Source organism: Bradyrhizobium sp. CCBAU 21365 (assembly GCF_015291305.1).
GTDB lineage: Bacteria > Pseudomonadota > Alphaproteobacteria > Rhizobiales > Xanthobacteraceae > Bradyrhizobium > Bradyrhizobium elkanii.
In genome coordinates, this window is the sequence record NZ_CP030036.1 from 3009497 (window position 1) to 3035324 (window position 25828).

The 25828-nt window shown below is 65.7% G+C and carries 27 protein-coding genes; 8 read left to right on the forward strand and 19 right to left on the reverse strand.

Features of this window, described 5'->3' with window-relative positions:
* The first annotated feature begins 109 nt into the window (after window positions 1–109).
* Window positions 110–1681 (forward strand): porin, encoded by a 1572-nt coding sequence (locus tag XI02_RS13830; RefSeq protein ID WP_172648351.1) that lies wholly within the window; start codon window positions 110–112, stop codon window positions 1679–1681.
* Window positions 1682–1765: 84 nt separating this feature from the next.
* Here XI02_RS13830 and XI02_RS13835 read toward each other — a convergent pair whose 3' ends face one another.
* The 4 genes from XI02_RS13835 to XI02_RS13850 all read right to left on the reverse strand — a co-directional run bounded on the left by XI02_RS13835 (window position 1766) and on the right by XI02_RS13850 (window position 5416).
* The gene (locus XI02_RS13835) at window positions 1766–2800 is read right to left on the reverse strand and encodes an LLM class flavin-dependent oxidoreductase (RefSeq protein ID WP_172648350.1); all 1035 of its coding nucleotides are present in this window, start codon (window positions 2798–2800) and stop codon (window positions 1766–1768) included.
* 213 nt (window positions 2801–3013) lie between these two features.
* Window positions 3014–3937, reverse strand: coding sequence for a glutathione S-transferase family protein (locus XI02_RS13840; protein WP_172648349.1), 924 nt, complete (start codon window positions 3935–3937; stop codon window positions 3014–3016).
* A 113-nt stretch (window positions 3938–4050) separates the two neighbouring features.
* Entirely contained in the window at window positions 4051–4809 is a 759-nt protein-coding gene (locus tag XI02_RS13845; RefSeq protein ID WP_016844526.1) for an SDR family NAD(P)-dependent oxidoreductase, read from the reverse strand.
* 37 nt (window positions 4810–4846) lie between these two features.
* Window positions 4847–5416 (reverse strand): TetR/AcrR family transcriptional regulator, encoded by a 570-nt coding sequence (locus tag XI02_RS13850; RefSeq protein WP_172648348.1) that lies wholly within the window; start codon window positions 5414–5416, stop codon window positions 4847–4849.
* Window positions 5417–5451: 35 nt separating this feature from the next.
* Between XI02_RS13850 and XI02_RS45985 the strand changes: the two genes are divergently transcribed.
* Both XI02_RS45985 and XI02_RS45990 read left to right on the forward strand, forming a co-directional pair.
* On the forward strand, window positions 5452–5871 hold the full coding sequence (locus XI02_RS45985; RefSeq protein WP_256438836.1) for an enoyl-CoA hydratase-related protein: 420 nt from the start codon (window positions 5452–5454) through the stop codon (window positions 5869–5871).
* Complete coding sequence (locus XI02_RS45990; RefSeq protein ID WP_253601033.1) at window positions 5799–6308, forward strand: enoyl-CoA hydratase-related protein; 510 nt, start codon at window positions 5799–5801, stop codon at window positions 6306–6308. The genes XI02_RS45985 and XI02_RS45990 overlap by 73 nt, the downstream gene beginning before the upstream one ends.
* 6 nt (window positions 6309–6314) lie before the next feature.
* Here the strand turns inward: XI02_RS45990 and XI02_RS13860 are convergent, their stop codons facing one another.
* Window positions 6315–6554, reverse strand: a complete 240-nt coding sequence (locus tag XI02_RS13860) for a hypothetical protein (RefSeq protein WP_172645840.1) — start codon at window positions 6552–6554, stop codon at window positions 6315–6317.
* Between XI02_RS13860 and XI02_RS13865 the strand changes: the two genes are divergently transcribed.
* Window positions 6553–7338 carry a division plane positioning ATPase MipZ gene (locus tag XI02_RS13865; protein WP_245164042.1) on the forward strand — a complete coding sequence of 262 codons (786 nt, stop codon included), beginning with the start codon at window positions 6553–6555 and terminating at the stop codon, window positions 7336–7338. The genes XI02_RS13860 and XI02_RS13865 overlap by 2 nt on opposite strands.
* 15 nt (window positions 7339–7353) lie before the next feature.
* Here the strand turns inward: XI02_RS13865 and XI02_RS13870 are convergent, their stop codons facing one another.
* From XI02_RS13870 to XI02_RS13885, 4 genes are all read right to left on the reverse strand, one after another.
* Window positions 7354–8808, reverse strand: a complete 1455-nt coding sequence (locus XI02_RS13870) for a hypothetical protein (protein WP_172648346.1) — start codon at window positions 8806–8808, stop codon at window positions 7354–7356.
* A 108-nt stretch (window positions 8809–8916) separates the two neighbouring features.
* Window positions 8917–9777 carry a sugar phosphate isomerase/epimerase gene (locus XI02_RS13875; RefSeq protein WP_172648345.1) on the reverse strand — a complete coding sequence of 287 codons (861 nt, stop codon included), beginning with the start codon at window positions 9775–9777 and terminating at the stop codon, window positions 8917–8919.
* Between the two features lie 3 nt (window positions 9778–9780).
* Window positions 9781–11127, reverse strand: coding sequence for an MFS transporter (locus tag XI02_RS13880; protein ID WP_172648344.1), 1347 nt, complete (start codon window positions 11125–11127; stop codon window positions 9781–9783).
* Window positions 11128–11251: 124 nt separating this feature from the next.
* Window positions 11252–12124, reverse strand: coding sequence for a phytanoyl-CoA dioxygenase family protein (locus XI02_RS13885; protein ID WP_069278656.1), 873 nt, complete (start codon window positions 12122–12124; stop codon window positions 11252–11254).
* Between the two features lie 98 nt (window positions 12125–12222).
* On the opposite strand from XI02_RS13885, the gene XI02_RS13890 reads away from it, so the two are divergent.
* A complete protein-coding gene (locus XI02_RS13890) occupies window positions 12223–13233 on the forward strand; it encodes a LacI family DNA-binding transcriptional regulator (RefSeq protein WP_172648343.1) in 1011 nt (336 codons plus the stop codon).
* 49 nt (window positions 13234–13282) lie between these two features.
* On the opposite strand, the gene XI02_RS13895 is transcribed toward XI02_RS13890, so the two are convergent.
* From XI02_RS13895 to XI02_RS13930, 8 genes are all read right to left on the reverse strand, one after another.
* Window positions 13283–13816 (reverse strand): NADH-quinone oxidoreductase subunit B family protein, encoded by a 534-nt coding sequence (locus tag XI02_RS13895; RefSeq protein WP_069278658.1) that lies wholly within the window; start codon window positions 13814–13816, stop codon window positions 13283–13285.
* Between the two features lie 12 nt (window positions 13817–13828).
* Window positions 13829–15340 carry an NADH-quinone oxidoreductase subunit C gene (locus XI02_RS13900; protein ID WP_172648342.1) on the reverse strand — a complete coding sequence of 504 codons (1512 nt, stop codon included), beginning with the start codon at window positions 15338–15340 and terminating at the stop codon, window positions 13829–13831.
* A gap of 18 nt (window positions 15341–15358) precedes the next feature.
* Window positions 15359–16807, reverse strand: a complete 1449-nt coding sequence (locus XI02_RS13905; protein WP_069278660.1) for a hydrogenase 4 subunit F — start codon at window positions 16805–16807, stop codon at window positions 15359–15361.
* Window positions 16804–17466, reverse strand: coding sequence for a hydrogenase-4 component E (locus XI02_RS13910; protein ID WP_016843065.1), 663 nt, complete (start codon window positions 17464–17466; stop codon window positions 16804–16806). The genes XI02_RS13905 and XI02_RS13910 overlap by 4 nt, the downstream gene beginning before the upstream one ends.
* Window positions 17466–18422: a respiratory chain complex I subunit 1 family protein gene (locus XI02_RS13915; RefSeq protein ID WP_069278661.1), complete on the reverse strand. Its 957-nt coding sequence runs from the start codon at window positions 18420–18422 to the stop codon at window positions 17466–17468. The genes XI02_RS13910 and XI02_RS13915 overlap by 1 nt, the downstream gene beginning before the upstream one ends.
* Window positions 18413–20428 (reverse strand): hydrogenase 4 subunit B, encoded by a 2016-nt coding sequence (hyfB, locus tag XI02_RS13920; RefSeq protein ID WP_172648341.1) that lies wholly within the window; start codon window positions 20426–20428, stop codon window positions 18413–18415. The genes XI02_RS13915 and hyfB overlap by 10 nt, the downstream gene beginning before the upstream one ends.
* Window positions 20425–20697: a helix-turn-helix transcriptional regulator gene (locus XI02_RS13925; RefSeq protein WP_172648340.1), complete on the reverse strand. Its 273-nt coding sequence runs from the start codon at window positions 20695–20697 to the stop codon at window positions 20425–20427. The genes hyfB and XI02_RS13925 overlap by 4 nt, the downstream gene beginning before the upstream one ends.
* A gap of 167 nt (window positions 20698–20864) precedes the next feature.
* Window positions 20865–21764: a CHAD domain-containing protein gene (locus XI02_RS13930; protein ID WP_240537027.1), complete on the reverse strand. Its 900-nt coding sequence runs from the start codon at window positions 21762–21764 to the stop codon at window positions 20865–20867.
* Between the two features lie 294 nt (window positions 21765–22058).
* On the opposite strand from XI02_RS13930, the gene XI02_RS13935 reads away from it, so the two are divergent.
* From XI02_RS13935 to XI02_RS13945, 3 genes are all read left to right on the forward strand, one after another.
* On the forward strand, window positions 22059–22493 hold the full coding sequence (locus XI02_RS13935) for a MarR family winged helix-turn-helix transcriptional regulator (protein ID WP_172648339.1): 435 nt from the start codon (window positions 22059–22061) through the stop codon (window positions 22491–22493).
* Window positions 22494–22570: 77 nt separating this feature from the next.
* The gene (locus XI02_RS13940; RefSeq protein WP_018270381.1) at window positions 22571–23338 is read left to right on the forward strand and encodes an enoyl-CoA hydratase-related protein; all 768 of its coding nucleotides are present in this window, start codon (window positions 22571–22573) and stop codon (window positions 23336–23338) included.
* Between the two features lie 111 nt (window positions 23339–23449).
* Window positions 23450–24319: an aldose 1-epimerase family protein gene (locus tag XI02_RS13945; RefSeq protein WP_172648338.1), complete on the forward strand. Its 870-nt coding sequence runs from the start codon at window positions 23450–23452 to the stop codon at window positions 24317–24319.
* 11 nt (window positions 24320–24330) lie between these two features.
* Here the strand turns inward: XI02_RS13945 and XI02_RS13950 are convergent, their stop codons facing one another.
* Window positions 24331–24531 (reverse strand): hypothetical protein, encoded by a 201-nt coding sequence (locus XI02_RS13950; protein ID WP_016843073.1) that lies wholly within the window; start codon window positions 24529–24531, stop codon window positions 24331–24333.
* Between the two features lie 83 nt (window positions 24532–24614).
* Window positions 24615–25616 (reverse strand): tryptophan--tRNA ligase, encoded by a 1002-nt coding sequence (gene trpS, locus XI02_RS13955; RefSeq protein WP_172648337.1) that lies wholly within the window; start codon window positions 25614–25616, stop codon window positions 24615–24617.
* Window positions 25617–25828: the final 212 nt, after the last annotated feature.

Genomic DNA, 25828 nt, shown 5'->3' on the forward strand with positions numbered 1-25828 from the left:
GGCGCGAAGCGACTAAGCGGGGATTTAAGGGACAAGGGAACCAACCTGAGGGTGTTCTACCCGGCGGATCCGGAACCTTCCCTGAGATAGAGCAACTTGGAGGTTTAACATGAAGATGGTTAAGAGCCTTATCCTCGGCTCGGCGGCGGCTCTCGTCGCGGTCGGCGGAGCTCAGGCGGCCGATCTTCCCGTCAAGGCCAAAGCGGTCGAGTACGTGAAGGTTTGCTCCCTGTATGGTCCCGGATTCTACTACATCCCGGGCACCGACACCTGTATCAAGCTGGGCGGCTACCTGCGCGTCGACGTTCTGGCGAACACCAACTCGGACCACACCGGCAACACCTCGGGTGCTGGTGGTGCGAACAACCGCTTCACCAACGGCTACACCTGGCGTTCGCGTGAAGACCTGAACATCGATACGCGCACCGCGACCGAATACGGCGTGGTCCGCACCTTCTTCGATGCGACGTTCTCCTGGACGACGGACAACTACGCTGGTCAGGGCAACGGCGCGACCGTCTATTCGCCGATCGGCACTGTTCAGGCTCCGAACAACGCCAGCTCTGGCGCAGTTGCTGGCGGTACGGTCGGCGTCTACTACGCCTTCATCCAGTTCGCGGGCTTCACCATCGGTAAGGCGGTCTCGCAGTTCTCGGCTCCGTGGGCCAACTACCCGGGCAACAGCTACGACGGTCTCGTCGGCGGCGGCGGCACGATCACTGGTGTGAACCAGTTCACCTACACCGCACAGTTCGGCAACGGCGTGTCGCTGTCTCTGTCGGCTCAGGATCAGACCCAGTATTATCAGGCTGGTGTGGCCAACCTCGGTGCTCCCACAACCTTCGGCGTTGTCGGTAACACCAACACGTTCGGCCTCAGCGACTACGCTGGCACGATCGCTCCGGATCTCGTCGCGATGCTGCGCGTCGACCAGGCCTGGGGTCTGTTCCAGGCATCGTTCGCCGCGCATAACAACCACGCGGCCTACTACGGCGGCACCGAGGTGACCGGTCATCCGGACGACAAGTGGGGCTGGGCTGGTCAGTTGGCTCTGTCGATCAAGAACATCCCGACCGGACCTGGCGACACCATCAACTTGCAGGGCGTTTACACCAACGGTGCGACGCGCTACAACATCCAGGACCTCGCCGGCTCGGCGGGTGCGAACACCATCTTCGGCGGCACCAACGTTCCGGGTGCCTACCAGAGCATCGGCTTCGGCCTCGCGCCGGACTCGATTTTCGTGACCGGCGGTCAGCAGCAGCTGATCACGACCTACGGCTTCCGCGGTGCCTACGTGCACAACTGGAACCCGAACTGGAACACCAGCATCTACGGTGCCTGGGCCCAGGTTAACTACAACGGTACGGCCAAGAGCTACCTCTGCGGCCCGACCGGCACTGGCGTGGGTGGTTCGCTCAGCAACTTCTTTAGTGCCGCTTCCAACCTGACGTCCTGCAACCCCGACTACAGCATCGCGCAGATCGGTACGCAGACCCAGTGGACCCCGGTGAAGAACCTGACCTTCTCGGCCGACTTCACCTACACCCGTCTGGACCAGAGCTTTGCCGGTACGCTCACTTTCCCCGGCGCTGCAGGGATCGGCAAGCCGGCCGCTGTGTACGAGCTGAAGGACCAGAACACCTACATGTTGCTGCTCCGCGCTCAGCGCAACTGGTAATACCGGTTGATCTGATTGCGATCTAACAGGGCCCCCGGCGCCAAAACGCCGGGGGTTTTGCTTTGTCATGCCGGTTCTGGCGCGTCACGCGGCGAGCATGTCGCGCACCATCGGCACCACCTTGCTGCCATAGAGCTCGATGCTCTTCATCAGCTTGTCGTGCGGCAGCGGGCCCGCCGAGTATTTCAGCTGGAAGCGCGCCGCGCCGAGCGCCTTGACGGTCGCCGCGATCTTGCGGGCAACGGTTTCCGGCGCGCCGACATAAAGCGAGCCGTGCTCGGCCTCGGCCACGAACTCGTCGCGGCCCATCGGCGGCCAGCCGCGCTCCTTGCCTATACGGTCGCGCATGACCTTGTAGTCCGGCCACAGCTCCTCGCGTGCCTGCGCGTCGGTCTCGGCGACATAGCCCGGCGAGTGCACGCCGATCGGCTTCGGTTCGCGGCCGAACTGCTGGTAGGCGCGCTGGTGCAGGTCGACATAGGGTGCGAAGCGTTTGGGATCGCCGCCGATGATGGCAAGCATCAGCGGCAGGTCGTAATGCGCCGCGCGAACCACCGATTCGGGACTGCCGCCGACGCCGATCCAGGTCTTCAGCCGGCCATGCTCGACCGGCGGATAGACCGACTGGCTCTTGAGCGGTGGCCGCAGCTTGCCCTGCCAGGTCACCGGCTCCTGCTTCAGCAGTTCGGTGAACAGGTCGAGCTTCTCCTCGAACAGCTCGTTGTATTGCCTGAGGTCGAAGCCGAACAGCGGGAACGACTCGGTGAAGGAGCCGCGGCCGAGGATCACCTCGGCGCGGCCGTTCGAGACCGCGTCGACCGTGGCGAAGCGCTGGAAGACGCGGATCGGGTCGTCCGAGCTCAGCACGGTTACCGCCGAGCCGAGGCGGATGTTTTCGGTGCGCGCGGCGATTGCCGCCAGCACGGTCTCGGGCGTGGAGATCGCAAAATCGGCGCGGTGGTGCTCGCCGAGCCCGATGAAATCGATCCCGAGCTGATCGGCCAGCACCGCTTCGTTAACGACGTTGCGGATCACCTGGGCATGCGGCAGCGGCACGCCGGCGGCGTCGTTGGTGACGTCGCCAAACGTATCAAGCCCGAATTCGACGGAGGTCGTCATAGTCAGTCCAGTTGTCGGCGTGGCGGAGCATCCGCCACGGGCCACCCATCGCACGCAGGCCGAAAGGTCGGGTTGCTGCGGATCGATCCGCAAGCCTGCGCTGTGGAGCCTTGGGTTGGAGATACCTTCGAGCTATTGCCGGTTCAGGGCGCCGGCAAGGTCACGCTGCGAAACGCAGCGTTTCCAGGTCCGCTTGGGAGCAGCCTGCGGCAATCAGCCCGGGACCACCAGGAAGCCGGCGCGCGGGAAATGCACCACCACCTCGCCGACGCGCTCATCCGACCGGCGGATCGCAATGTGTTGCGCCGACAGCGAGACGATCTCGCCGTGCACCGGGATCTTGCCGTAGTCATCCGGCATCACGGCAACGACGTCGCCGGGCTTGCGACCGTTGGGGTCCGTGGGGTCGCCGAACACAGGCGACTCCGGTCGCGCCTTCGCCGCGATCTCGAGCGCGTCGGCCGACGACATCTCGGTGCGCGTGCCGTGGCCGATGGCGCGGACGCGCTCCTCCCATGCCGCAACGCGCGGAAAGGACTTCATGATCTCGTCCATCGTTGCGAGGCTCTGCCGCGCGTACCACACGTTCATGTAGGCGCTGACGTCCGCGAGGCTGAACTCGCCGAACAGCCACGGCCGGCCGTCGCCGAGTTGCGCCTCGATCCAGTCGACATTGGCGCGGAACTGGTCGCGCATCTGCGGCAGCGCCGCAGTCATGGCGGCGACGTCGAACTTGCCGCCGCGCAACTTCTCGCGGTCCTCGATGAAATCCCGCGGGACCTTGTCGCCGATGAAGCCGAACACGAGGCTGACCGTGTTCTGAAAGAACGGCCGGTCGGTCCACATGCCGAGCGCCCAGGGCATGCCGGCATTGCCCGCCCGAAACAGCGTCGGCGTCGGATAGCGCCGCTCCAGCTCGCGGATGATGATCTGGGTGTCACAATAGATGTCCGCGCCGATCTGCATCGTCGGCGTGCGGCGATAGCCGCCGGTCATCGGCATCAGGTCCGGCCGCGGCATGATCCGGGAGATCCGCACCGAGTTCCAGGCGAGCTTCTTGAATCCGAAGATGATGCGGATCTTCTCCGAGAACGGCGATTGATCGAAATGATGCAGGATCGGCGTGGGCTGCGACATGGCCTTCTCCCGGGACAGGGTGCGATCTCGACGGACCTTGTCGCATAAGCTGACAAGAATCCAGCCGATCGCAACCTATATCCGCGCGCGAGAAGGGCGGCGGCGCAGCGCGTTCAGAACTGCTCCGCCCACGGCCGGAGGTCGAGCTCCAGCGTCCAGGCGCTGCGATGCTGGTGATGCAGCACCCAATAGGCGTCGGCGATGGCCGCGATGTTGAGCATGCCATCCGGTCCGCGCTCATCCTTCAATTGCGGACGCATGCTCAGCAGGCGGTCGCCCTCGATACCGCCATCGACCACGACGTGGCCGACATGGATGCCCTGCGGCCCGAATTCCCGTGCCACGCTCTGCGCCAGCGCGCGCAGCGCGGCCTTGGCGGCGGCGAACGGCGAGTAGTTGGCCTTGCCGCGCAGCGAGCCGCTGGCACCGGTGAACACCAGCGTGCCGCCGCCGCGCGCAAGCAAGGCGGGGATCGCGGCCTGTGCGAGCTGGAAACCGCCGAGCGCATGTTCGCGCCAGTGTTCCTCGAAGCGCTGCTCGCTGACCTTCAGAAACGGCGCCGGCCGGTTGGAGCCTGCATTGTGCACGGCCATCGCGAGCGGTGCGAGCCTCTCGGCCGCCTCGACGAAGCGCGCGACATCGGCCGCCCTGGAGGCGTCGCCGACCACGTGCGCGACCGTCGCGCCGCTTGCGGCCAGCTCGGCCGCCGTCGCGGCGAGCTTGTCGGCGTTGCGTCCGGCGATCGCGACGGGATAGCCGCCGGCGGCAAAGCGACGCGCAATCGCGGCGCCGAGGCCGTTCGACGCGCCGACGCCGGCGATGAGCACGCTTCCTTGCACGGCGGTCGGCTCGAGGGCGGATCGGTCGTTCATGGCTCACTCCATCAAGGTGCCCGCGGCGCGGGCGAAATCATTCGTCGGATGCCATCGCGACGATGCTGTCGCGCACCGTGCGCAGAACGGCATCGGACCGCTTCTGGTCGGTGAGGACACGCGAGATCGCCAGCGCCCCGACCATCGCACTCACGGCGACGATTGCCCGGCTGTCGTCATCGTCGCCGAACGTCTCGGCGACCTTGGCGATGAAGGATTCGATGTGCGGTTCCATCACCGCGCGGCACTGTGCGTCGGCGCGGCCGACATCCGAGATCAGCGCGCCGATCGCGCAGCCCGACTTGGGCGCGTCGCGATGGGCGCGGCTGAGATAGCTCCGCGCCAGTGTGTTGATGTTGACCGGCTTGTCGGGATCGCGCGCCGCGTGAGCCGATGCTTCGCCCGCATTCAGCGCCTGTTCGAGCGCCGCGGCGATCAGGTCGGAACGTGAGGCGAAGTGCCCATAGAAACCGCCATGGGTCAGCTTCACCTGCTGCATCAGGCCGCCGATGCTGAGCGCGTCGAGGCCCTTGCCGCGGATCTGTGTCGCAGCCTCGTTCAGAATACGCTCACGGCTCCTGGCCTTGTCGGCCTGGGAATGGCCCATCTCGGTTAGCCCCTGTTTGACTCTCTTTCTGGATTATGACCATCATGCATATGAATGACAACCATCATCCAGAAATTATCCAGTCACAAAGCAGGGAGGAACAGATGTCCGGCAGCGCGAGCGAAGGGCGGGTCCGCCACGAGCGGCACGACCGCATCCTCAAGATCGTCATCGACAATCCCGCGAAGAAGAACGCCTTCAGTCCGGAGATGATGACTGAGCTGTCCGACGCGCTGACGCTGCTCGACAATGACGACGGCCTCTGGGTCGGCGTGCTCTGCGCCGCCGGCGGCAGTTTCACCGCGGGTCTCGACATGCCGAAATCTTCGGTCCGACGGCGACGCGCAAGCCGCTGCCGGAGGGCAACGTCGATCCCTTCGGATTGTCGAAGCGCTGCCGGAAGCCGATCGTCACGGCGGTGCAGGGTATCGTGTTCACCGTCGGCATCGAGATGATGCTGGCAGGCGATATCGTGATCGCCGCGGACGACAGCCGCTTCTGCCAGATGGAAGCCAGGCGCGGCATCGCGCCGCTGGCGGGCGCGCATTTCCGCTATATCAGCCGCGCCGGGTGGGGCGATGCGATGTATCACCTGTTGCTGTGCGACGAGTTCACCGCCGCCGAGGCGCATCGGATCGGCCTCGTGCAGGAAGTCGTGCCGGCGGGCCAGCAGGTCGAGCGCGCGATGGCGCTCGCGGAGATCATCGCGCGCAATGCGCCGCTGGGAATCCAGGTGACCAAGGAGGCGGGCCGCAAGTTCATCGAAGCCGGCGAGCAGGCGGCAATCGCGATCATTCCGCAGATCCGCGAACGCGTGCTCAACACATCAGATGCGGCCGAGGGCATCAAGTCGTTCGTGGAGCGCCGCGCGGCTGTGTTTCAGGGACGCTAGTTGCGTTCACGATACGTGCCCGGATTGCGGTTGTGACAATGTTGTCGCAGCCGCATCAATTTCAATCACGACGATCGTGCGACGACTCTTGTCGAGATTCGTCGAATCAGGGAGATTCGAGCCATTCATTAAATTCTGTTTCGTCCTGCTTTCACTCAAGCGTCCGGCATGGATTCCCATGACAAACGCACGAGTAATAGTTGTCGGAAATAACAAGGGCGGCTCCGGCAAGTCGACAATTGCCATGCACGTCGCCGTCGCGCTGATCAAGGCGGGTCAGCGTGTCGCCACCATCGATCTCGACAACAAACAGAAGTCGCTGACGCACTATGTCGAGAACCGACGCGACTGGGCGCGGGAAACCTCGCTGGATCTCGGCATTCCCGCGCATATGTGCTTCGAGACGGTGAGCGGCAGGAGCAGCGAGGTCGAGACGCTCGGGCGCAGCGCGCTCGCCGAGATCGTCGAGCGGCTCGGCCGGTCGTACGATTTCGTCGTCATCGACTGTCCCGGCCACGACACCTATCTGACGACGTTCACGCATTCGCTGGCGAACACGCTGATCACGCCGCTGAACGACAGCTTCCTCGATTTCGACGTGCTCGGCACCGTCGATCCGAACGACTTCAAGGTGACCGGCATCAGCCATTATTCGAAAATGGTGGAGGAGGCGCGGCGCGAGCGCAGCGCACACGACCAGCCGGCATTCGAGTGGGTGGTGCTGCGCAACCGTCTCTCCATGCTCGGTTCACGCAACAAGCGCCTGGTCGGCGAAGCCTTGAGCGAATTGGCCAAGACGCTGAATTTCCGCATGGTCGACGGCCTGGCCGAACGCGTGATCTTCCGCGAATTCTATCCGCGCGGACTGACCGCGATCGACGACGTCAGCCAGCTCGCACTCGGTGGTCGGCCGACCATGTCGCATGTCACCGCACGGCTCGAGATGGAGCGGCTGATGACCGCCATCATGCTCGGCCATCTTGTGGCGCGCCCGCCGGAATCCTCCGACGCCAGCCGCGACGCGGCGTAAGGCGACGTCAGGCCGCTAACGGCAATTGGCGTTGCCGGCGTCGGCGACGGTCAGGAACGTGATCGTTCTAGGTGCGAAGACGATCGTTCCGGCAGCGGCTGCGTCGCCGTCCAGGGCTGGGATCCTGTCAGAGGCTCCAAGCAAAAGCGTCGCGCCATTGAGCTGAACGTTGCCGTCGGCAGGCCTGGCGCTCGTCAGCGTGAAGCGCCACGAGGTGGCTGGCAGCATGAGCTTGCGCTGTTTTCGCCGATCATTGTTGATGACGAGCATGGCCACTCCGTCAGGCAAGTCACGCGCGCAATGCGCATAAACATGGAAGCCGGATTGCTCGGCAACGCCGGCATCGAGCACAATGGTCCCCATCAGCCGTCGCCACAGCAGCGCCGCCCAATAATTCGGCCGCGGCAGATGGGTTCGTTCGTCCAGCAGGCCATAGTCGCTCGCGGCAAGCGTGTTGTGCATCACCACCTGAACGCCGGCCTTGGCCAGCCGTCCGAGTTGATCGAGGTAACGGAACGTGTCGGCGAAGGTTGCGGCCAGGCGATTACCACCGCACGCGGTCTCGGCCGTCTCGGTCAGCCAGATCGGCTTGCCCGGTGCAAGCTGGTCGCGCAGCGTCTCGTAGAGGGCGAGGCTCTTGCCGGTTCGCGCCAGCCATTCGTCCGACAGCGCCTGTTTCGGCGTGCGAACGCCGCCGCACCGCGCCGACAGCGCGCCATAATGATGATAGGAGACCGCGTCGACGCCGGCTGCCGATGCGGCGAAGAGCGCTTGCGCATCGGCGCCAGTGCCGGCCGTGCCCGGGCCGAGGATCGTCACGTCGGGCGCGGTGTCCTTCATGAAGGCGCGGAACGCTGCAAAATCCCGGCCGTAGGCCGCGGCATCGTAGCCGTCAGGGGCACGGCCGATGGCCGGCAGATCGGGCTCGTTCATGAACTCGGCTGCGGCGATACGTCCGCCTGCGGATCGCGTGAAAGCGAGAAGTTGCCGGGCCTGTTCGGGGCTCCATTGCCCCGCCGCGTCACGCGCGCCCGCGCTGATCGCAAGGGACGTGACGATCGGAGCGTCGACGGCGCGCGAGAACTCGATCACGTCCCGCCACCGCTGTCGCGTCAGGATGCCGTTGAAGCCGGCCGGCGGCGCTGACGGCGGCGGGTCGAGATCCGTAAAGAACGTGCTGTTGGCCCGGGTCCCGCTGACGCGCAGATAGGCGGGTGAGAGCGCGGCGGCGAGCTTGCGCAGTCTGCCATCGTGCAGGTCGATCTGGGCGCGAGCTGCGAACCGCTCCGTTTCTGCACGCCGACGCGCGGCGGCGGCTGCATAAGGCTTCCAGAACCGACCGCCGGTCACCTCGACCATCTCGATGTTGTAGGACTGAAAGCGCGGGTCGATGGTCGCGACGCGCGGCATGGTCGCGACATTGAGGGCCGGCTCTGCCGCGGCCGCCCTCGTATGCGCGAAGGTTGCCATGGCCGAGACGGCGATGAGACATCGAAGCGGACAAGCCCAGCGGTCGCGCACGGGTCCTCGCGGCGTTCCGGATTGTGGCGTTCAGGATGCCGACGCGGCGTGTTTGAATCAATGCTGGAGCGGATGTTGCGGCTCGTTCGCGATGCGATCCCACAGCGCGCGGATCATGTCCTTCATGACCAGCGCGTCCTGCCAGCGGTCGGACAGTTCCCTGCCGTCGGACCCGGTGATGGCATAGGGCGGGGGACCGAGCTCGCACAGGAAGGTCAGGGTCGCGTCCGGTCCGGCGCGCTTGCGCCATGAACGGATGGCGTAGTCCCACCAGCCCATGAACAGCGACACCCAGCCCTGGTGCTGCGGAAAGCCGAGCGAGATCTGCACCTGCTCGCGGCTCGCGATGCGGCCATGGAGGCCCCAGGCATTGTCGAGGATGCGATGGATCATCGCGTGGTTGACGTCGTCGACCGGCCAGGCGAATTCGCGGCCGACCAGGTAATGCGAGAGATCGGCGGTGAGCCGCAGATCGGGAAAGCAGTCGAGCAAATCGAGCATGAAGAACAGGTCGGTCGTCATGCGGTCGCGATGGGTCTCGACATGCACGGCGACGCCGGCCTCCGCGGCAAGCTGCCGCCAGCCTTCGAGCAGGGGAATGCAATCTGCGAGCCGGCGCGGTCGAACGTCCGGCTGCAAATTGACATGATCGGCGCCGAGCCGGGCGACCAGCTCGAGCACCGGTTTCAGGTCGTCGACCGTTCTCGGGTAGCATTGCGCCTGCCAGATCATGCCATGCGCGCGAAGGAAGCTCGTCACCTCGCGCGCGAAGGCGGGATCGATGAAGCGCACGCCGGCGCCGTCAAACCCGGCATCGCGGATCATCGCGAGCTGGGTATGCAGCGGCCATTCGCCCTCATCGGCCAGCCGCCGCTCCATCGCCCAGAGCGACTGCAGGACACGCAGCTGCTGCGCCACCGATCAGGCCCGCGCCGGGATCGCGATGGACAGCTCGGCCTGTTCGCTCGCGTCGGCGGCGATGTTCTCCTGGTAGGTCTCGGGCCCGATCCAGATCGCAATCACGGTGCAGGCCGACAGGAACATCGCGTAGCAGGCGACCGGCCACCAGGTGCCATAGGCTGCCACCAGGGCGGTGGCGACGAACGGCGCCGGACCGCCCGACAGCAGCGAGCCGAGCTCGCGCGCGAAGGCAAAGCCGGCGAAGCGGCGTTGCGGCGGGAACAGCTCGGCGAAATACGCCGCCTGCGGCCCGAACATCGCCGCCGTCACCCCGGCGCGCGCCAGAATGAAGGCGAGCGCGATCATGATCCATTCCCTGGTGCCGACCATCCAGAAGAACGGGAAGGCGAGCGCCACGCCGGCGAGCGCGCCGAACATGTAGACCGGCCGCCGTCCGATCCGGTCGGACAAGGCCGCAAAGCCGAGAATCGCGAACAGCTCGACCGTGAATGCCAGCATCAAGGCGCTGAGCGCCTCCGCCTTCGGCACGCCGAGCGTGGTGATCACGTAGCTGAGGCCAAACACCGGAAAGAAATAGCCGAGCCCGTTCTCGGCCATGCGGGCGCCGAGCACGACGAAGAAGTTGCGCGGGTGCCGGCGCAACGCTTCCATCGCCGGATTGCTCTCGACCTTGCCGCGCGCGACCACCGCCTCGGTGTAGACCGGCGTCTCGGTGATGCGCATGCGGACGAAGATGCCGACCACGATCAGGAGGAAGCTCGCCAGGAAGGGCAGCCGCCAGCCCCAGCTCATCAAATCCTCGCGCGGCAGCATGGTCACCAGCGCGAAGGCGCCGGCGGCGAGCAGATTGCCGACGGAGACGCCGAGTGGCGCGAAGCCGCCCCAGAAGCCGCGATGTTTCGGCGGCGCGTTCTCGACCAGGTAGATCACTGCGCCGCCATATTCGGCGCCGGCGCCAAGGCCCTGGATCACGCGCATCGCGACCAGGAGGATCGGCGCCCAGATCCCGATCTGCCCATAAGTCGGCAGGAAGCCGATCGCGGTGGTGCCGATGCCGATCATCAGGAGTGTGGAGACCAGCACCGGCTTGCGGCCATAGCGATCGCCGAGGATGCCGAATAAGAGGCCGCCGAACGGCCGCACCACGAAGCCGACGCCGAAGGTCAGGAACGACAACAGCGTGCCGACCACCGGATCGCTCTTCGGAAAGAACAGCTCGCCGAACACCAGCGCCGCGGCGGTGCCGTAGAGGAAGAAGTCGTACCATTCGAGCGCGGAGCCGATGCTTGCGGCCAGGATCACACGCAGGCGCGATGTGCGAGCGCCATCTCTTGCCATCTCGGTCATTCGTTTCCCCGTATTTTGATTTTTATGGTCGTTTGATCGGGCATGATCTCCACGTTTGTCGCGAGGGATCACGCTCGTGAAAGCAGCAATGCCCGCGGCCTGGCCGCGGGCATTGTCTCAGTTCTCAGGCGGCGCGCGTGAAGTAGGATTTCTTCGACGCCGATTGTGTCTCGTAGATCGATCCCTGCCGTTTCGCCGGCGGCAGTGGCATGCGCACCGGTACATCGGTGAGCCGCGGTGCGACCACCGGCGGGCCCGCCAGCAGGCGGCTGTTGAACTCGTCGAAATCCTTCACGCCCGTCAGCGGCCAGGCGTCGCTGGCGGCGACTTCATAGAGCAGGAGGTTGCGCGGCCGGTTCGACGTGTTGGTCGCCGAGCCGTGCAGCGCGCGCACGTGATGGAACGACATGCTGCCGGCCTTGCCCATGCATGGCACCGCGCGCTTGATATCGTCCGCGATCTGGTCCGGATCGATCAGGCCGGCGAAGTGGCCGTCCTCGCCGTGATGGTCCCACATCGTGGCGCCGGTGTGCGACCCGGGCGTCACCAGCATCGGACCGTTCTCGATATCGCAATCGTCGAGCAGCACGCCGATCGCGAGGATGTCGTCATTGGTGTGCGGATAGAACGCCCAGTCTTGATGCCACTCGACCGGCGAGCCGTATTGCGCCGACTTCATGTTGAGCTTGGAGCCGTGCAGGCGAAGCCCGGGGCCGATCAGCTTGGTGAGGATCGAGATCACGGCCGGGCTGCGCACGATTTCGTCGAAGATCGGGTGCACCTTGTGCGGCGCCTTGATGCGGCGGACGCGCGGATTGTCAGGCGAATGGCCCGGCTCGAGGTCGTAGACGTCGGTGTGCTCGCTCACAGCGGCGGCGCCGGCCACCAGCTCCGCGAGGACCGTGCGCACCTTCGCGAGGGTCTCCTGGTTGAGCACCTCGGGGACCACGATCACCCCGTCGCGCTTGTAAGCCTGGGCCTGTTCGTCCGAAATCATCCCGTTTCTCCCTTTTTGTTCCATGTTAGCGCTAACATTGACCGATGCTAGCGCTAACATCATGGCTTGGCAACCCGGAATCGGGCAGGCTCCGACCCATGAGCTCCGAACTGACCGCCCCCGGGACCGGCCCGGCCGGTGCCGCGCCCACCCTTTCAGAGGTGGCCAAGCGCGCCGGCGTCTCCTCGATCACGGTGAGCCGGGTGGTGCGGATGCCCGACCTGGTTGCCCCGGAGACCCGGGCGCGGGTCGAGCGGGCGATGCGCGACCTCGGCTATGTCCCGAACCTGGTGGCGGGCGCGCTGGCGAGCGCGCGGACCAATTCGGTCGGCGTGCTGGTGCCGACCATCGCCAACGCGATCTTCGCCGACACTGTGCAGGGCCTGTCCGACAAGCTCGAGCCGCTCGGCTTCTCCGTGATCCTGGCGCAGTCGCGCTATGATGCGGCGCGCGAGGACCGCATGCTGGCGGCGCTGCTGTCGCGGCGGCCCGAGGCGATCATCATGGTCGGCTCGCCCGCGACCGAGGAGGGCAGCCGCCTGCTGCGCAATGCGCGCATTCCGATCGTCGAGACCTGGGATCTGCCGGCAAACCCGATCGACGCGGTTGCGGGCTTCGACAATTACAAGGCTGGTGTCGCCGTCGCGAAGCATCTGGTCGCGCAGGGCCGCAAGCAACTCGCCTTCATCGGCGGCGACGATCCGCGCGGAACGCGCCGCTGGTTCGGCTTCAGGGACGAGGCACTGGCCAGCGGCCTTGCCGAGCCGCGCCGGTTGATCCTGGACCGCAAGGATTCCGGCAGCGTGGCGGCGCATGCACGGCTGCCCGATGTCGACGCGGTGTTCGCCGCCAACGATGCGCATGCGATCGGCTTCATGTCCGGGCTGCGCAAGGCCGGGCTGCTGCGCGACGGGCCTGCATCGGTGCAACCGGTCGCCGTGATCGGGCTTGGCGATCTCGAAATGGGCCAGTTGATCTCGCCAACCCTGAGTACGATCAGCGTGCATGGCGACGCGATCGGCCGCACCGCGGCGACGCTGACGCTGGAGCGCGGCGGCGAGCGCCGCGTCGATCTCGGCTTCGAACTGGTGCTGCGCGACAGCGGTTAGCGCGGCTCGCCCACGGTGCGCGCGGAGGTGCTCGTTTCTTTCCGTGCCTTCATCTTGTCGCGACCCCGGCGTCGACCGCCTCGAGCAAGGTCACGAGGCCCCGCAAGATGGCGATCGGCGAAGGCGGGCAACCCGGAATGTGGAGATCGACCGGAACAACCGCGGAGACCCCGCCAACCACGGCGTAGCTGCCGGCGAAGCATCCGCCATCCCTTGCGCAGTCGCCCGCAGCGACAACCCATTTGGGATCCGGCGTCGCAAGGTATGTGCGCTCCAGCGCCTCGCGCATGTTCTTCGTGACCGGACCCGTGACCAGCAGCACGTCGGCGTGGCGGGGCGAGGCGACGAACCGGATTCCAAACCGTTCGACGTCGTAATACGCATTGCTCAACGCGTGAATTTCCAGCTCGCATCCGTTGCACGAGCCTGCATCGACCTCGCGGATCGAGAGGCTGCGGCCGAGGCGTCGTCGTGCGGTGCGGCCGACCATGGCCGCGAGCTCCGCGAGCGCAGCGTCGTCCGGGCGCGGCGCCTGTTCCGTCAATGGCTGGCGAAACAGGCTCTGGAACAGAAGTTTGCGCATCGCCTCAAGCCCTCAGAGATCCTGCCCGGAATAGGAGCAGTTGAACGACTTATTGCAGAGCGGGAAGTCCGCCACGATGTTGCCTTCGATGGCCGCCTCGAGCAGCGGCCACTGAAACCACGACGGATCGCGCAGATGGCATCGCTCGATCCGATCGCCGTTCAGGCGCAGCCAGGCCAGGATGTCGCCGCGAAAACCTTCGACGAGGGCCATGCCTTCGCAAGTCTCTGCCGTATTGTGCAGTGGCACTTTCACCGGGCCGGCCTCGAGGCCGATGAGGATCTGGTACGCCAGCGCGAGACTCTGCTCAACCTCGCGGATCCGGATCCAGACCCGGGCGTTGACGTCGCCGTCGCTGAGGACGGGCACTTCGAAGCGGAGGCCATCATAGGGGAGATAGCCGGGCTTGCGTCGGGCGTCATGATCGCGGCCGCTCGCGCGCCCGACATAGCCCCCGGCGGCGAATTGTCGGGCGAGCGTTGGAGCAACGATGCCGGTGCTGACGGTGCGGTCCTGCAACGAGGCGGTGTTGTCATAGAGCTCGACCAGCGCAGGGAAATGCCGGCGGATCCGGTCGAGTACGGCCCGGATTGCGTCGGCTCCATCGCCGGCGATATCGCGCGCGACGCCGCCGGGCACGACAAGGTCGCGCATCAGGCGGTGGCCGAATGCTGCGTCGGCCGCGCGCAGCACGGATTCGCGCAGCACGGCGCAATGCGCCTGCATCAGCGCAAATGACGCATCGTTGCAGATCGCGCCGATATCGCCGAGATGGTTGGCCAGCCGCTCAAGCTCGGCCATCAGCGCGCGCAGCAACAGCGCGCGCGGCGGCACGGCAATCCGCTGCGCGGCCTCGACGGCTTGCGCGAATGCCAGCCCATAGGCGACCGTGCTGTCGCCGGAGACCCGGCCGGCAAGCCGCGCGGCCTGCTCGATCGTGCTGCCTGTCATCAGCCCTTCGACACCTTTGTGGGTGTAGCCGAGCCGCTGCTCGAGGCGGACCACCGTCTCTCCGCTCGCGGCAAAGCGGAAATGCCCGGGCTCGATGATGCCGGCATGCACCGGACCGACTGCGATCTGATGCAGGCTGTCCCCCTCGGCCGGGAGGAATTGATAGGGCGCTGCATCCGCCGATGCATCGCGACGTTCGCCGAGCGGGAAGCGCGTTTGCCAACGGCCGTGATCGAGCCAGGGGCGGGGATCCGGTGTGCCTGTGGCCTGCAATCCGAACAGGTCGTGGAGGGTGCGCTCCAATCGAAGCGCCGGCAGATGATAGGTCGCAACCGAAGGGAATTGGCGATCGGGACAATCCAGGCTGATCACGCCGATATCGGACGTGCGATCGTCGAGGATGGCCATGTGCACGCGCGACGGCTCACCCCACAGCCCGAGCAGGCTGAGGCCGCCATCCGCAAATGCGTGAGCGGCGCTGCGCCAGGTATCGCCGTCCACCACGGCGCGCGGCCATGGATGATGCCGTTCGATCCTGTGGCCCGCCCGGATCAGATCGATCAACCTCGGCATATCCTGTTCTCCCTCGCGCTAACCCAGCAGGTGGGCGACGTGCTGGAACCAGACGACCAGCGGTCCCGGAAGGTAGATGCCCGCAGTCAGCACCAGCGCGAAATGCGCGAACATCGGCAAATAGGACGCATCCGCCGGCGCGGCATTGCCGCGCGGCTCGCCGAACGCAAGGCTGGTCAGGCGCAGGATCAGCGCGCCGAAGGCGAGCAGCAGGCCGAACACCAGCGGGATGGCGAGCAGCGGCTGCCGCGCGAAGGTGGAGCTGACGATGAGAAATTCGCTCATGAAGATACCGAGCGGCGGCAGGCCGGCGATCGCGACCACGCCGATCACGAGACTCCAGCCGAGTGCCGGATGCGACTCGGTCAGGCCGCGAATGTTGGCGATCCGCTGCGTGCCCTTCACCTGCGCAATGTGGCCGACCGCGTAGAAGATTCCCGACTTGGTGAGGCTGTGCATCACCATGTGGAGCAGGCCGGCAAAGTTGGCGAGCGGGCCACCCATGCCGAACGCAAACACGATGATGCCCATATGCTCGATCGACGAGTAGGCGAACAGCCGCTTGATGTCGCGGCGGCGGTAGAGCATGAAAGCCGCGAACAGCAGCGAGGTCAGCCCCATCGTCACCATCAGCGGTCCGGGCGATATCGCATCCGGATTGGCGGCGAGCAGGATCTTGAAGCGGAGCACCGCGTAGAGCGCGACGTTGAGCAGCAGGCCGGAGAGCACGGCGGAGATCGGGGTCGGGCCCTCGGCATGCGCATCCGGAAGCCAGGCGTGCAGCGGCGCCAGGCCGACCTTGGTGCCGTATCCGAGCAGCAGGAAGATGAAGGCGACGTTGAGCAATGCCGGATCGAACGTCGCCGCACGGCTGATCAGCACCGTCCACACCATGGCGTCCTGCCCCTCGCCGATCACCGGCAGCGCGGCCATGTACACCAGGATCGTGCCGAACAGCGCCAGCGCGATGCCGACGCTGCCGAGGATGAAGTACTTCCAGGCCGCTTCCAGCGCCGCATGGGTCCGGTAGATGCCGACCATCAGCACGGTGGTGAGCGTGGCGACCTCGACCGCGACCCAGATCAGGCCGATATTGTTCGACACGAATGCGAGGTTCATGCCGAACATCATCACCTGATACATGGCATGGTAGAATCGCAGATAGCCCGGCGTCAGCCGCCCGGTCTCGAGTTCATGGGCGATATAGCTTGCGCTGAACACGCTCGTGGTGAATCCCACGAAGGTGTTGAGCACGATGAAGACGATGTTGAGATCGTCGATCAGCAGGTACTGGCCGGGCTGCGGGCGCTCGACCACGAGCAGCGAAAGCGCGGCCAGCAAGGTGCCGAGACTGGCCACGATATTGAGACCCGCGGTCAAGCGGTAGCCGGGCAGCGCGGCCAGCACCGCCGCGGCGGTGATCGGTATCAACAGAACCCAGGTGACGGCATCCGACGCGGCAGTCATCGGCGCTCCCCCCTGAATTCATCGAGCGCGCCGACGTCGACGGTGTCGAACCGCTCGCGAATGCGGAACAGGAACACGCCGATCACGATGAATGCGATCAGGATCGAGAAGGCGACGCTGATCTCCACGACGAGCGGCATGCCCTTGGCGCCGGTCGCGGCCAGCACCAGGCCGTTTTCCAGCGACATGAATCCGACGACCTGGCTGACGGCGTTGCGCCGCGTCACCATGACGAGCAATCCCAGCAGCACCACCGACAGCGCGAAGGCGAGGTCTTCCCGCGCCAGCGGATCGGCCGCGCCGGTGACGCGCAGCATCAGCACCATGGACAGCGCGACGAGCCCCATGCCCGCAAGCATGGTCGGGCCGATGCTCACCGCGGTCTCGATATCGCGATGAATGCCGAGCTGCTTGATGATCCGATGCAACGCCACCGGGATTACGATTGCCTTGAAGACCAGTGCGATGGCCGCGGTCACGTAGAGATGCGGCGCATTCTGGATGAAGGCCTGCCAGGCGACCGAAGCTGCGAGCACCACGGCATGAAGTGCGAAGATGTTCAGCAGCGCATACAGGCGGTCCTGGTACAGCATCATGAAGCTGATCAGCACCAGCCCGCCGGCGAGCAGATGGGCGATGTCGAAGGCGAGGTTGTGCATCAGAAGCCCCGTGACACGAACCGAAGCAGCGTGCCGAGCAGGCCGAGCATCAGCGCTGCGCCGAGAAATTCGGGGACGCGGAACACCCGCATCTTGGCCGTCGCGGTCTCGAACACGGCAAGCAGGAAGCTCGCGACCGCAAGCTTGAGGATGTAGGCGGCAACGCTCACCAGATAGGACAGCGGCCCCGCGCCTTCCGTGGTGATCTGCCACGGGAAGAACACGCAGATGATCAGGGAGATGTAGAGCAGCAGCTTGAGGGAGGCGCCGAACTCGATCATGGCGAGGTGACGCCCGGAATATTCGAGGATCATCGCCTCGTGCACCATGGTCAGCTCCAGATGCGTCGCCGGGTTGTCGACCGGGATGCGCGCGTTTTCGGCGAGCGCCACCATGATGAGGGCGATCATCGCCATGCCGAGCGAGACGCGCAGTCCGACTTCCGACGACGCCATGAAGGTCGCGACCGTCGACAGCTGCGTCGAGCCGGCAATCAGCGCGACGCAGAACACCATCAACAGCATGGCCGGTTCGGCGAGTGCGGCGATCATCACCTCGCGGCTGGAGCCGATGCCGCCGAAGCTGGTGCCCACATCCATGCCGGCAAGCGCGAGGAAGAAGCGCGCGCTGCCGAGCAGGGCGACGATCGCGATCAGGTCGGCGCTCCAGTTGAATTGCAGCCCGGTCGCGAATGTCGGGACCAGCGCCGCCGCGACCCAGATGGCCGCGAACGTCACATAGGGCGTGACACGGAACAGCCAGGACGCGTTTTCGGCGAGCACGACCTCCTTGCGCAGCAGCCGCAGCAGATCGCGGTAGGGCTGGAAGATCGACGGCCCTTTCCGGCGCAACAGCCGCGCCTTGATCTTGCGCACGACGCCGGTCAGGAGCGGCGCGAGCAGCAGCACAAGCGCCATCTGGCCGAGCTGAACGAGAATGTCCGAGATCACGACCATATCGCGAGCGCCAGCAGCAATGTGACGAGGGTTGCGAACACCAGGCTGAGGTAACGGCGGATGGTCAGGAACTGGAGCTGGTTCAGCCGATCGGCGAAGAACCAAACCACTTCAGCCACGGGTGTGTAGAGCCGCTCCCAGACCAGGTCATGCATATCGACCCTGAGGCGGGCCGGCCGCAGTTCGCCCGGCGCGGGCATGTCGACATGCTCGCGGGCCTGGAAAACCAGCGTGCCGAAGACGCGGCGGATCGGCTGCACGAAGCTTACACCGGAATACTGCGCCGCCGGCGTCGGATCGGCGAAGCCGCAACCCCAGGCCGGTCCGCGCCGGATCGCGCGCGACGCAAAGCGATGGATGAAGTACACCGCGAGCGACGCCGCGGCGGTGATGAAAACAAAGACCAGCAATCCGTTGTAGGAACTGCGGCTCTCCTCGATCGGCACGATCGAGAGCCAGGTATCGTCCATCTGAACCGGCATCCGGTGGCCGATCACGGCCTGCGCAACCGGCGAGAGCGCGTCGATCACCAGGCCGGGCAGGATGCCGGCGAGGAAGCAGAGCACGGCGAGGCTGAACATCGCGGCGAGCGAATAGCGATCGACCTCGGCGGCGGCTTCCGCGGCCGGGCTCCGCGCGCGGCCGAGAAATGTGATTCCGAAAGCCTTGACGAAGCATGCGGCGGCAAGCGCCGCGGCCAGCGCCAGCAAGGCGCCGACCGCGGGCACCATGATCTTCAGCAGCCATTGCGGCAGGTCGGGGCTCTGCAGGACGGCCTGGAACATCAGCCATTCCGACACGAACCCGTTGAACGGCGGCAGCGCCGAGATCGCGACGCAGCCGACCAGAAAGACGAAGCTCGTGAGCGGCATGCGGTGGATCAGGCCGCCCAGCTTCTCCATGTCGCGTTCGCCGGTCGACGTCAGCACCGCGCCGGCTCCGAAGAACAGCAGGCTCTTGAAGAACGAATGGTTCAGCACGTGGAACAATGCGGCCGTGAAGGCGAGGGCCGCCGCGAGGCCAAGGCCGTTCGCCTGAAATGCCAGCGCAAGGCCGAGGCTTGCGAAGATGACGCCGATGTTCTCGATCGTGCTGTAGGCGAGCAGGCGCTTGAGATCCTTCTCCATCAGCGCGTAGAGGATCCCCATGACGGCGGTCGCGCCGCCAAGGATGAGAACCACGACACCCGCCGACCAGCCTGGCGGCCCGAGCAGATCGAACACGACCCGGATGAATCCGTAGATCGCGACCTTGGTCATCACGCCGCTCATCAGCGCCGAGACATGGCTCGGCGCGGCGGGATGAGCCAGCGGCAGCCACACGTGCAACGGGATCAGGCCGGCTTTCGACCCGGCGCCGAGCAGCATCAGCGCGAGCACCAATGCGGCCTCGGACGGGGTGTGCCGGGCGGCGCGGATGGCCGCAAAGCTGTAGCTGCCACCGGCTCCCGCCAGCAGGCCGAAGGCAAGCAACAGAGCCAGCGTCCCGAAGCTTGCCATCACGAGATAGACGTAGCCTGCGCGGGCATTGTCTGCGTCACGGTGATGCGCCATGACGAGCGCCCACGAGACGAGCGACATGAATTCCCAGCACAAGAGGTAGGTGAACGCATCGTCGGCGAGCACGACGAGATTCATCCCTGCCAGGAACGCCGGGAAAAACGGAAGGATGCGCTGCGGCGCGGATTCGTGGCTGCCGTAGCCGAGGCCATAAAGACTTGCGGCCGCACCGCCGAGATTGACCACGACGAGAAAGAATGCGGCGAGCGCATCGAGGCGGAAATGCGATCCCAGCCATGGCAAGCCGACCGGCAGTACCAGTTCCGTCGCGCCGGTGCGGGCGATCAGCGCGAACAGGGCTCCGGCCAGTGCGACCAGCGAAATCGCAAAGGTCGTGCCGTAGACGATGGCTGTCGATAGGCGCGATCGGCGCGTTGCAATCGCGAGAGCGGTCGTTCCCAGCAGCGCGGCCACACACCAGATCTGCTGGGTGACCGCCGGGATCATGTCCGCACCTTCGGTGAGCCTGAGCCGGCCTTCAATCGCACCCCGCGGCCGCCGCCGCTGCTGATGGCGCCCTCATTGATGACCTCGACGCCGGCCGTGCCGAGCGCGTCGATCAGTTTCACGAGCGAGTCGACGTTGCCGCGAATGGTTCCTTCGCTCGCCTCCATCCGCTGGATGGTTGGCACCGAAAGTCCGGACAGCTCTGCGAGCTGCCGTTGGTCGATGCCGAGCAAGGCTCTGGCCGCTCGTAGCTGCGCCGCGGTGATCATCGATTGATGGCTGTCGATTTGAGAGTCGCGCCTATTTGAATGTCATTTATGCACATCAAGTAATGATGGCACAAGGGCAATAAGTGATGTTTTATACATCATCCATAGGCGTGGTCATCGACGCGAGCCGCATTCCGCCGCGCCGACGAAGTTGCGCTGACGCGCGCTCAGCTGGAGATTTTTCGATAGACCGCCGCGGCGTGGCGCAGCAGCCGGCTCTTGCGCTTCCGCTCGTGGACGCGCTGGTGCTTGGCCTTGCGCTCGTGGGCGCGCTGCGCGGGTGCATCGACGCTCTCGAGCAGCCCGCGACGGACCTCGTCATCGTTCAATTCGCCGAGCAGTTGCTGTCCCTTGCGCAGGTGCTTCAGGATGATCCGCCATGACGCGTATTCGTCCGGGGGCAAGCCGCCCTCCGAGAACTCGATGGCGTAGCGCAGCCGCTTGCTGGCGAGACGGACGCGGTGCCGCTTGTTCTTGCCCATCCCCTGCAGCCCGCGGCTCTTCTGGCACAGCTTGCCATGCCACCGCGCCAGCCGGCGCGCGTGAAAGACCGACACCGGCACCGCGCGCCGTTGCGCGGCACGGGGATCCTGCCGCGTGGTCCAGGGGCCGCTGCCGACCCAGTCCCACATGCCATCGAACCACTGCCAGTAGCGGTCGCTTTGCAACGCCTCCCTGAGGGCGTCGAACGCATCGGTTCGCGCCGTCTGGAGCATGCGTTCTTCGGGCAAGCCCTTGCTGTTCTCGATCGCGACGTCGAGGTCGCGCGTTGCGCCGAGATGTGCGCTCAGCCATTTCAGTTCGGACTTCAGTCGCGTCCACTCGCTATCCGCCACCATCGGGCCGTAGAACGCGATCGCGGCTTTCAGCCGTGTCAGTGCAATGCGGGTCTGATGGAGCGCGGCCGGATCGCCGGAACTCAAGGCCTCGTGATTGGTCGCGACTTCTTCGAGGCATTCGGACAGGATCAGGCGAAAGGCGGTCTCGCAACGCATGGCTTCGCTGAGATGGCGTGCCCGCTTCGGGCGGACAACGCGCTCCCTGTCCGGACTTGCCGCTAACGTCATGACACTCTCGTGACCCCGCTAGGGCCGCAACGCGGCTCCCGGATGCAAAGACTTCCCGTTTGATCGACGTCGATCAAGGGTTTTCTGCCGAGCTGCAGCGCAACGATCGGGCGGCGGGATCAAAATGTCGCAGTTGCGCCGATGGGAAGGGCTTGTTCCGGCGCGAGCGCGTGCTGTTTGGGTGAGGGCGGGGTTCTGAGGCCGCCGAACGCAAATGACGGCTCCCCGCCAATGGCCGGATATTTCGTGCACGAAATATCTTGATATTTCGCGTACGAAATATATAACGGCGTTATGAAAACGGAACATCGGCTGATCTTTCTTCTGACCGTGGCCTATCGCCGGTTGCAGCGCGCCATCGATCAGGAGACGGCCGCCCACGATCTGACCTCGGCTCAGGCCGGCGTGCTGTTCTCTCTCGGGCGCAACGACGGCGCGCTGATCGGCGACGTCTCGCAGGCGCTCGACATCGTGCCGTCGGCGATGAGCGGGCTCGCCGACCGGATGGAACGTGCAGGCCTCGTGAAGCGCCGGCGCGATGGCGAGGATGGGCGCAGCCAGCGGCTCTATCTGACCGCGGCGGGGCAGGAGCTCGGCAAACGCGCCGCAACGCGGACGAGGGTGATCAACAACCGCCTGATGGACGGGTTCTCGGACGCTGAAATCGACGTGGTGGCGCGTTGGCTGACCAGCCTGCAAGACAAGTTTCCGAAAGACAAGGACAGCTAGAGCGTCTTCAAGCGAAGTGGGTACCGGTTCGCGTGAAGAAGGCGCGTCAAACAGAAAGCAAGCAACAGGAGTGCAGCATGAGTGAAGTGGTCGTAGCGCTGGACGGCGGTGTGCTCACCGTGACGATGGCGCGCCCGGACAAGAAGAATGCGATCACCAATGCGATGTATGGCGCGATGGCCGACGCGCTCGAGCGCGCGGAGGGCGATTCCGCGATCCGCGCCGTGCTGCTGCAGGGCGACGGCGACAGCTTTACCGCAGGCAACGATCTCGCCGACTTCGCGGCAGTGTCGCGCGGCGTGCAGGGCGAGCGCCACGTGACGCGCTTCCTCGCCGCCCTGGCCAAGGCGACGCGGCCGCTGGTTGCCGCCGTGCAGGGCAATGCGGTCGGCATCGGCACCACCATGCTGCTGCATTGCGACCTCGTCTACCTCGCGCCGACCGCGCGGCTGATCACGCCGTTCGTCAATCTGGCGCTGGTGCCGGAGGCGGCGTCGACCTATCTGCTGCCGCAGCGCATCGGCTATGCGCGGGCCTATGCGATGTTCGCGCTCGGCGAACCGGTCGAGGCGGAGACTGCGGTCTCGATCGGCCTCGCCAACGCGGTCGTGCCGCTTGCGGAGCTGCGCGCCAAGGCGCGCGCGGCGGCGGACGCGCTGGCAAAGCGGCCGTTCGGCTCGCTTCAGCACACCAAGGCACTGATGCGCGACCCCGCCAGGATCAGCGCGCAAATGGCGCGCGAGGGTGAAATCTTCCAGGAACGGCTGATGAGCGCGGAAGCACGCGAGGCCTTTGCCGCCTTTGCCGAGCGCCGCCAGCCCGATTTCTCCAAGATTGCCGGCTAGGCCCGGAGCGTGGGCCGCCACGCAAGGGCGGCCCCCTTGCTTTGGGGTTGACGGCTTCGCCGGCTTCGAACATCTGCTGTCGGGGCATGGCGCAACCCGGCGAGGCGAGGCATGAGCGACAGTCACACGCTGCGCGGCGACGGAATCGCCGCGACCATTTTGGCGCAGGGCGCCGAATTGTCGTCGCTCGGAAATGCCGACGGGACCGAACTGTTGTGGCAGGCCGGCCCGCAATGGGCGCGCCATGCGCCCATCCTGTTCCCGATCGTCGGCCGATTGAAGAACGATGCGCTGCGCCACAACGGCAAGACCTATCCGATGACGCAGCACGGCTTCGCGCGCGATCGCCGCTTTGCCTGGGTGGAGCAGGGGCCGCGATCCTGCAAGCTCGCGCTCACCGACGATGCTGAGACACGTGCGCGCTATCCCTTCGCGTTCAGGCTCGAGGTCACCTATAGCGTTGATGGCGCCGATCTCGATGTCGCCTTCGACATCGTCAACACCGGCGCCGAGACGCTGCCGGCCTCGCTCGGCGGTCATCCCTCCTTCAACTGGCCGCTGCTTCCGCGGCTGCGGAAGGAGGCCTACACGCTGACCTTCGAGAAGGATGAGCCGGCGCCGATCCGGCGGCTGACGGGAGGACTGATGCGGCCGCAGGCCGCGCCGAGTCCGATCAAGGGCAGGGTGCTCGCATTGTCGGAGCAGTTGTTCGACGACGACGCCATGATCCTCGATCAGGTTGCGAGCGCATCGGTTCGCTTTGCTGCTGCGCAGGGGCCTGCGATCGAGGTGTCGTGGCGCGGCTTTCGCGAACTTGGCATCTGGTCGAAGCTCGGCGGCGCGGCGTTCCTCTGCATCGAGCCGTGGCACGGCTTTGCCAGCCCGGTCGAATTCGACGGCGAGTTCGCCGGCAAGCCCGGCCTCATGCACATCGCGCCGGGCGCGCGGCGGTCACTGGGCTATCGCATTCGCGTGAGCTGACGAAGCACGGGTCAATGGGCGCGGGGGCTGAGCGCACTGGTGATCGCGCCGACCGATGGCGGGTTCTCGTTCGCCCAGGCCTCATGCGCGGCCAGGTCGCGGTAATGCTCGGCCATGCGCAGCAGCCGCTCGCGGATGCCGGCATCTTCCTCGCCCTTGGCCTGATCGGTCAATTGTGCGGCGCGTTCGAGAAGCGTTTTCGGATCGATCACGGCAGGCTCCAAATCCGGTTTTCGCCAAGCGGACAACTGCTACAGGCAAGCACAGTTCCTGGCATGGTTTGATGACGGCGCATTCAGAGCTGGAACACGCCGAGTCCCGCCATCACATCGCGCCTGGTGCGCTCGGTGATCTCCCGGGCTTTCAAGGTTCCGCGCCTGATCACGTCAGCGACATGGTCGCGATTGGCCGCCAGCTCGGCGCGCCGGGTCCGGATCGGTGCGATCAGGGCTTGCAGGATGTCCTCCAGCCGCCGCTTGACGGCTGCGTCGCCGAGACCGCCGCGCCGATAGCGCGCCTTCAATTCCTCGACGGCGTGCTGATCGTCATCGAACGCGTCGAGATAGCTGAAGACGACATTGCCCTCGATCTTGCCGGGGTCGGCGACGCGCAGATGATCGGGATCGGTGAACATCGCACGCACCGCGGCCGTGATGTCACCGGGCGAGGCCGAGAGAGCAATCGCATTGCCGGCGGATTTGCTCATCTTGGCGCGCCCGTCGACGCCCGGCAGCCGTCCCGCGCGCGGTATGACGGCCACCGCCTCCTGCAGGATCGCACGGCCGGCGAGTGCGTTGACGCGCCTGATGATCTCGTTGGTCTGCTCGATCAGGGGAGCCTGGTCCTCGCCGACCGGCACGACGGTGGCCCGAAACGCGGTGATGTCGGCGGCCTGCGCCACCGGGTAGCACAGGAAGCCCGCCGGGATGTCGCGTCCGAATCCGCGGGCACGGATCTCGTCCTTGATGGTGGGATTGCGCTCCAGCCGCGCGACGGTGACGAGGTTGAGATAGAGCATCGACAATTCCGCGAGCGCCGGCAGCTGCGACTGCAGGCAGATCGAGGTTCGTTCGGGATCGATGCCGACGGCGAGATAATCCAGCGCGACCTCGATGACGTTGCCGCGGACCTTGCCGATGTCGTGCGCGTTGTCGGTCAGCGCCTGCATGTCGGCGAGCAGCAGGAACTGCTCGTGACTGTCCTGAAACGCGAGGCGGCTTCGAAGCGAGCCGACGTAATGGCCGAGATGCAGCGGCCCGGTGGTGCGGTCGCCGGTGAGGATGATCGGTTTGGTCACGGCTTGTCTCCATTCGGTTGAATGGGGACACCGCATGCGGGCCGGATAAGGTGAAAGAAAAAGGCCGCCCTATGCGGCGGCCCCGAAATGCATGAACGCGTTCGGCCCGCCTGTCAGTCGGCGAGCCACCAGAGATTGGCGATCAGGATCGAGTGGTTCATGGCGTGAGGCCTAAGGCAATCCAGCGATCCGGTCAAGACGGCGTAGCCAAG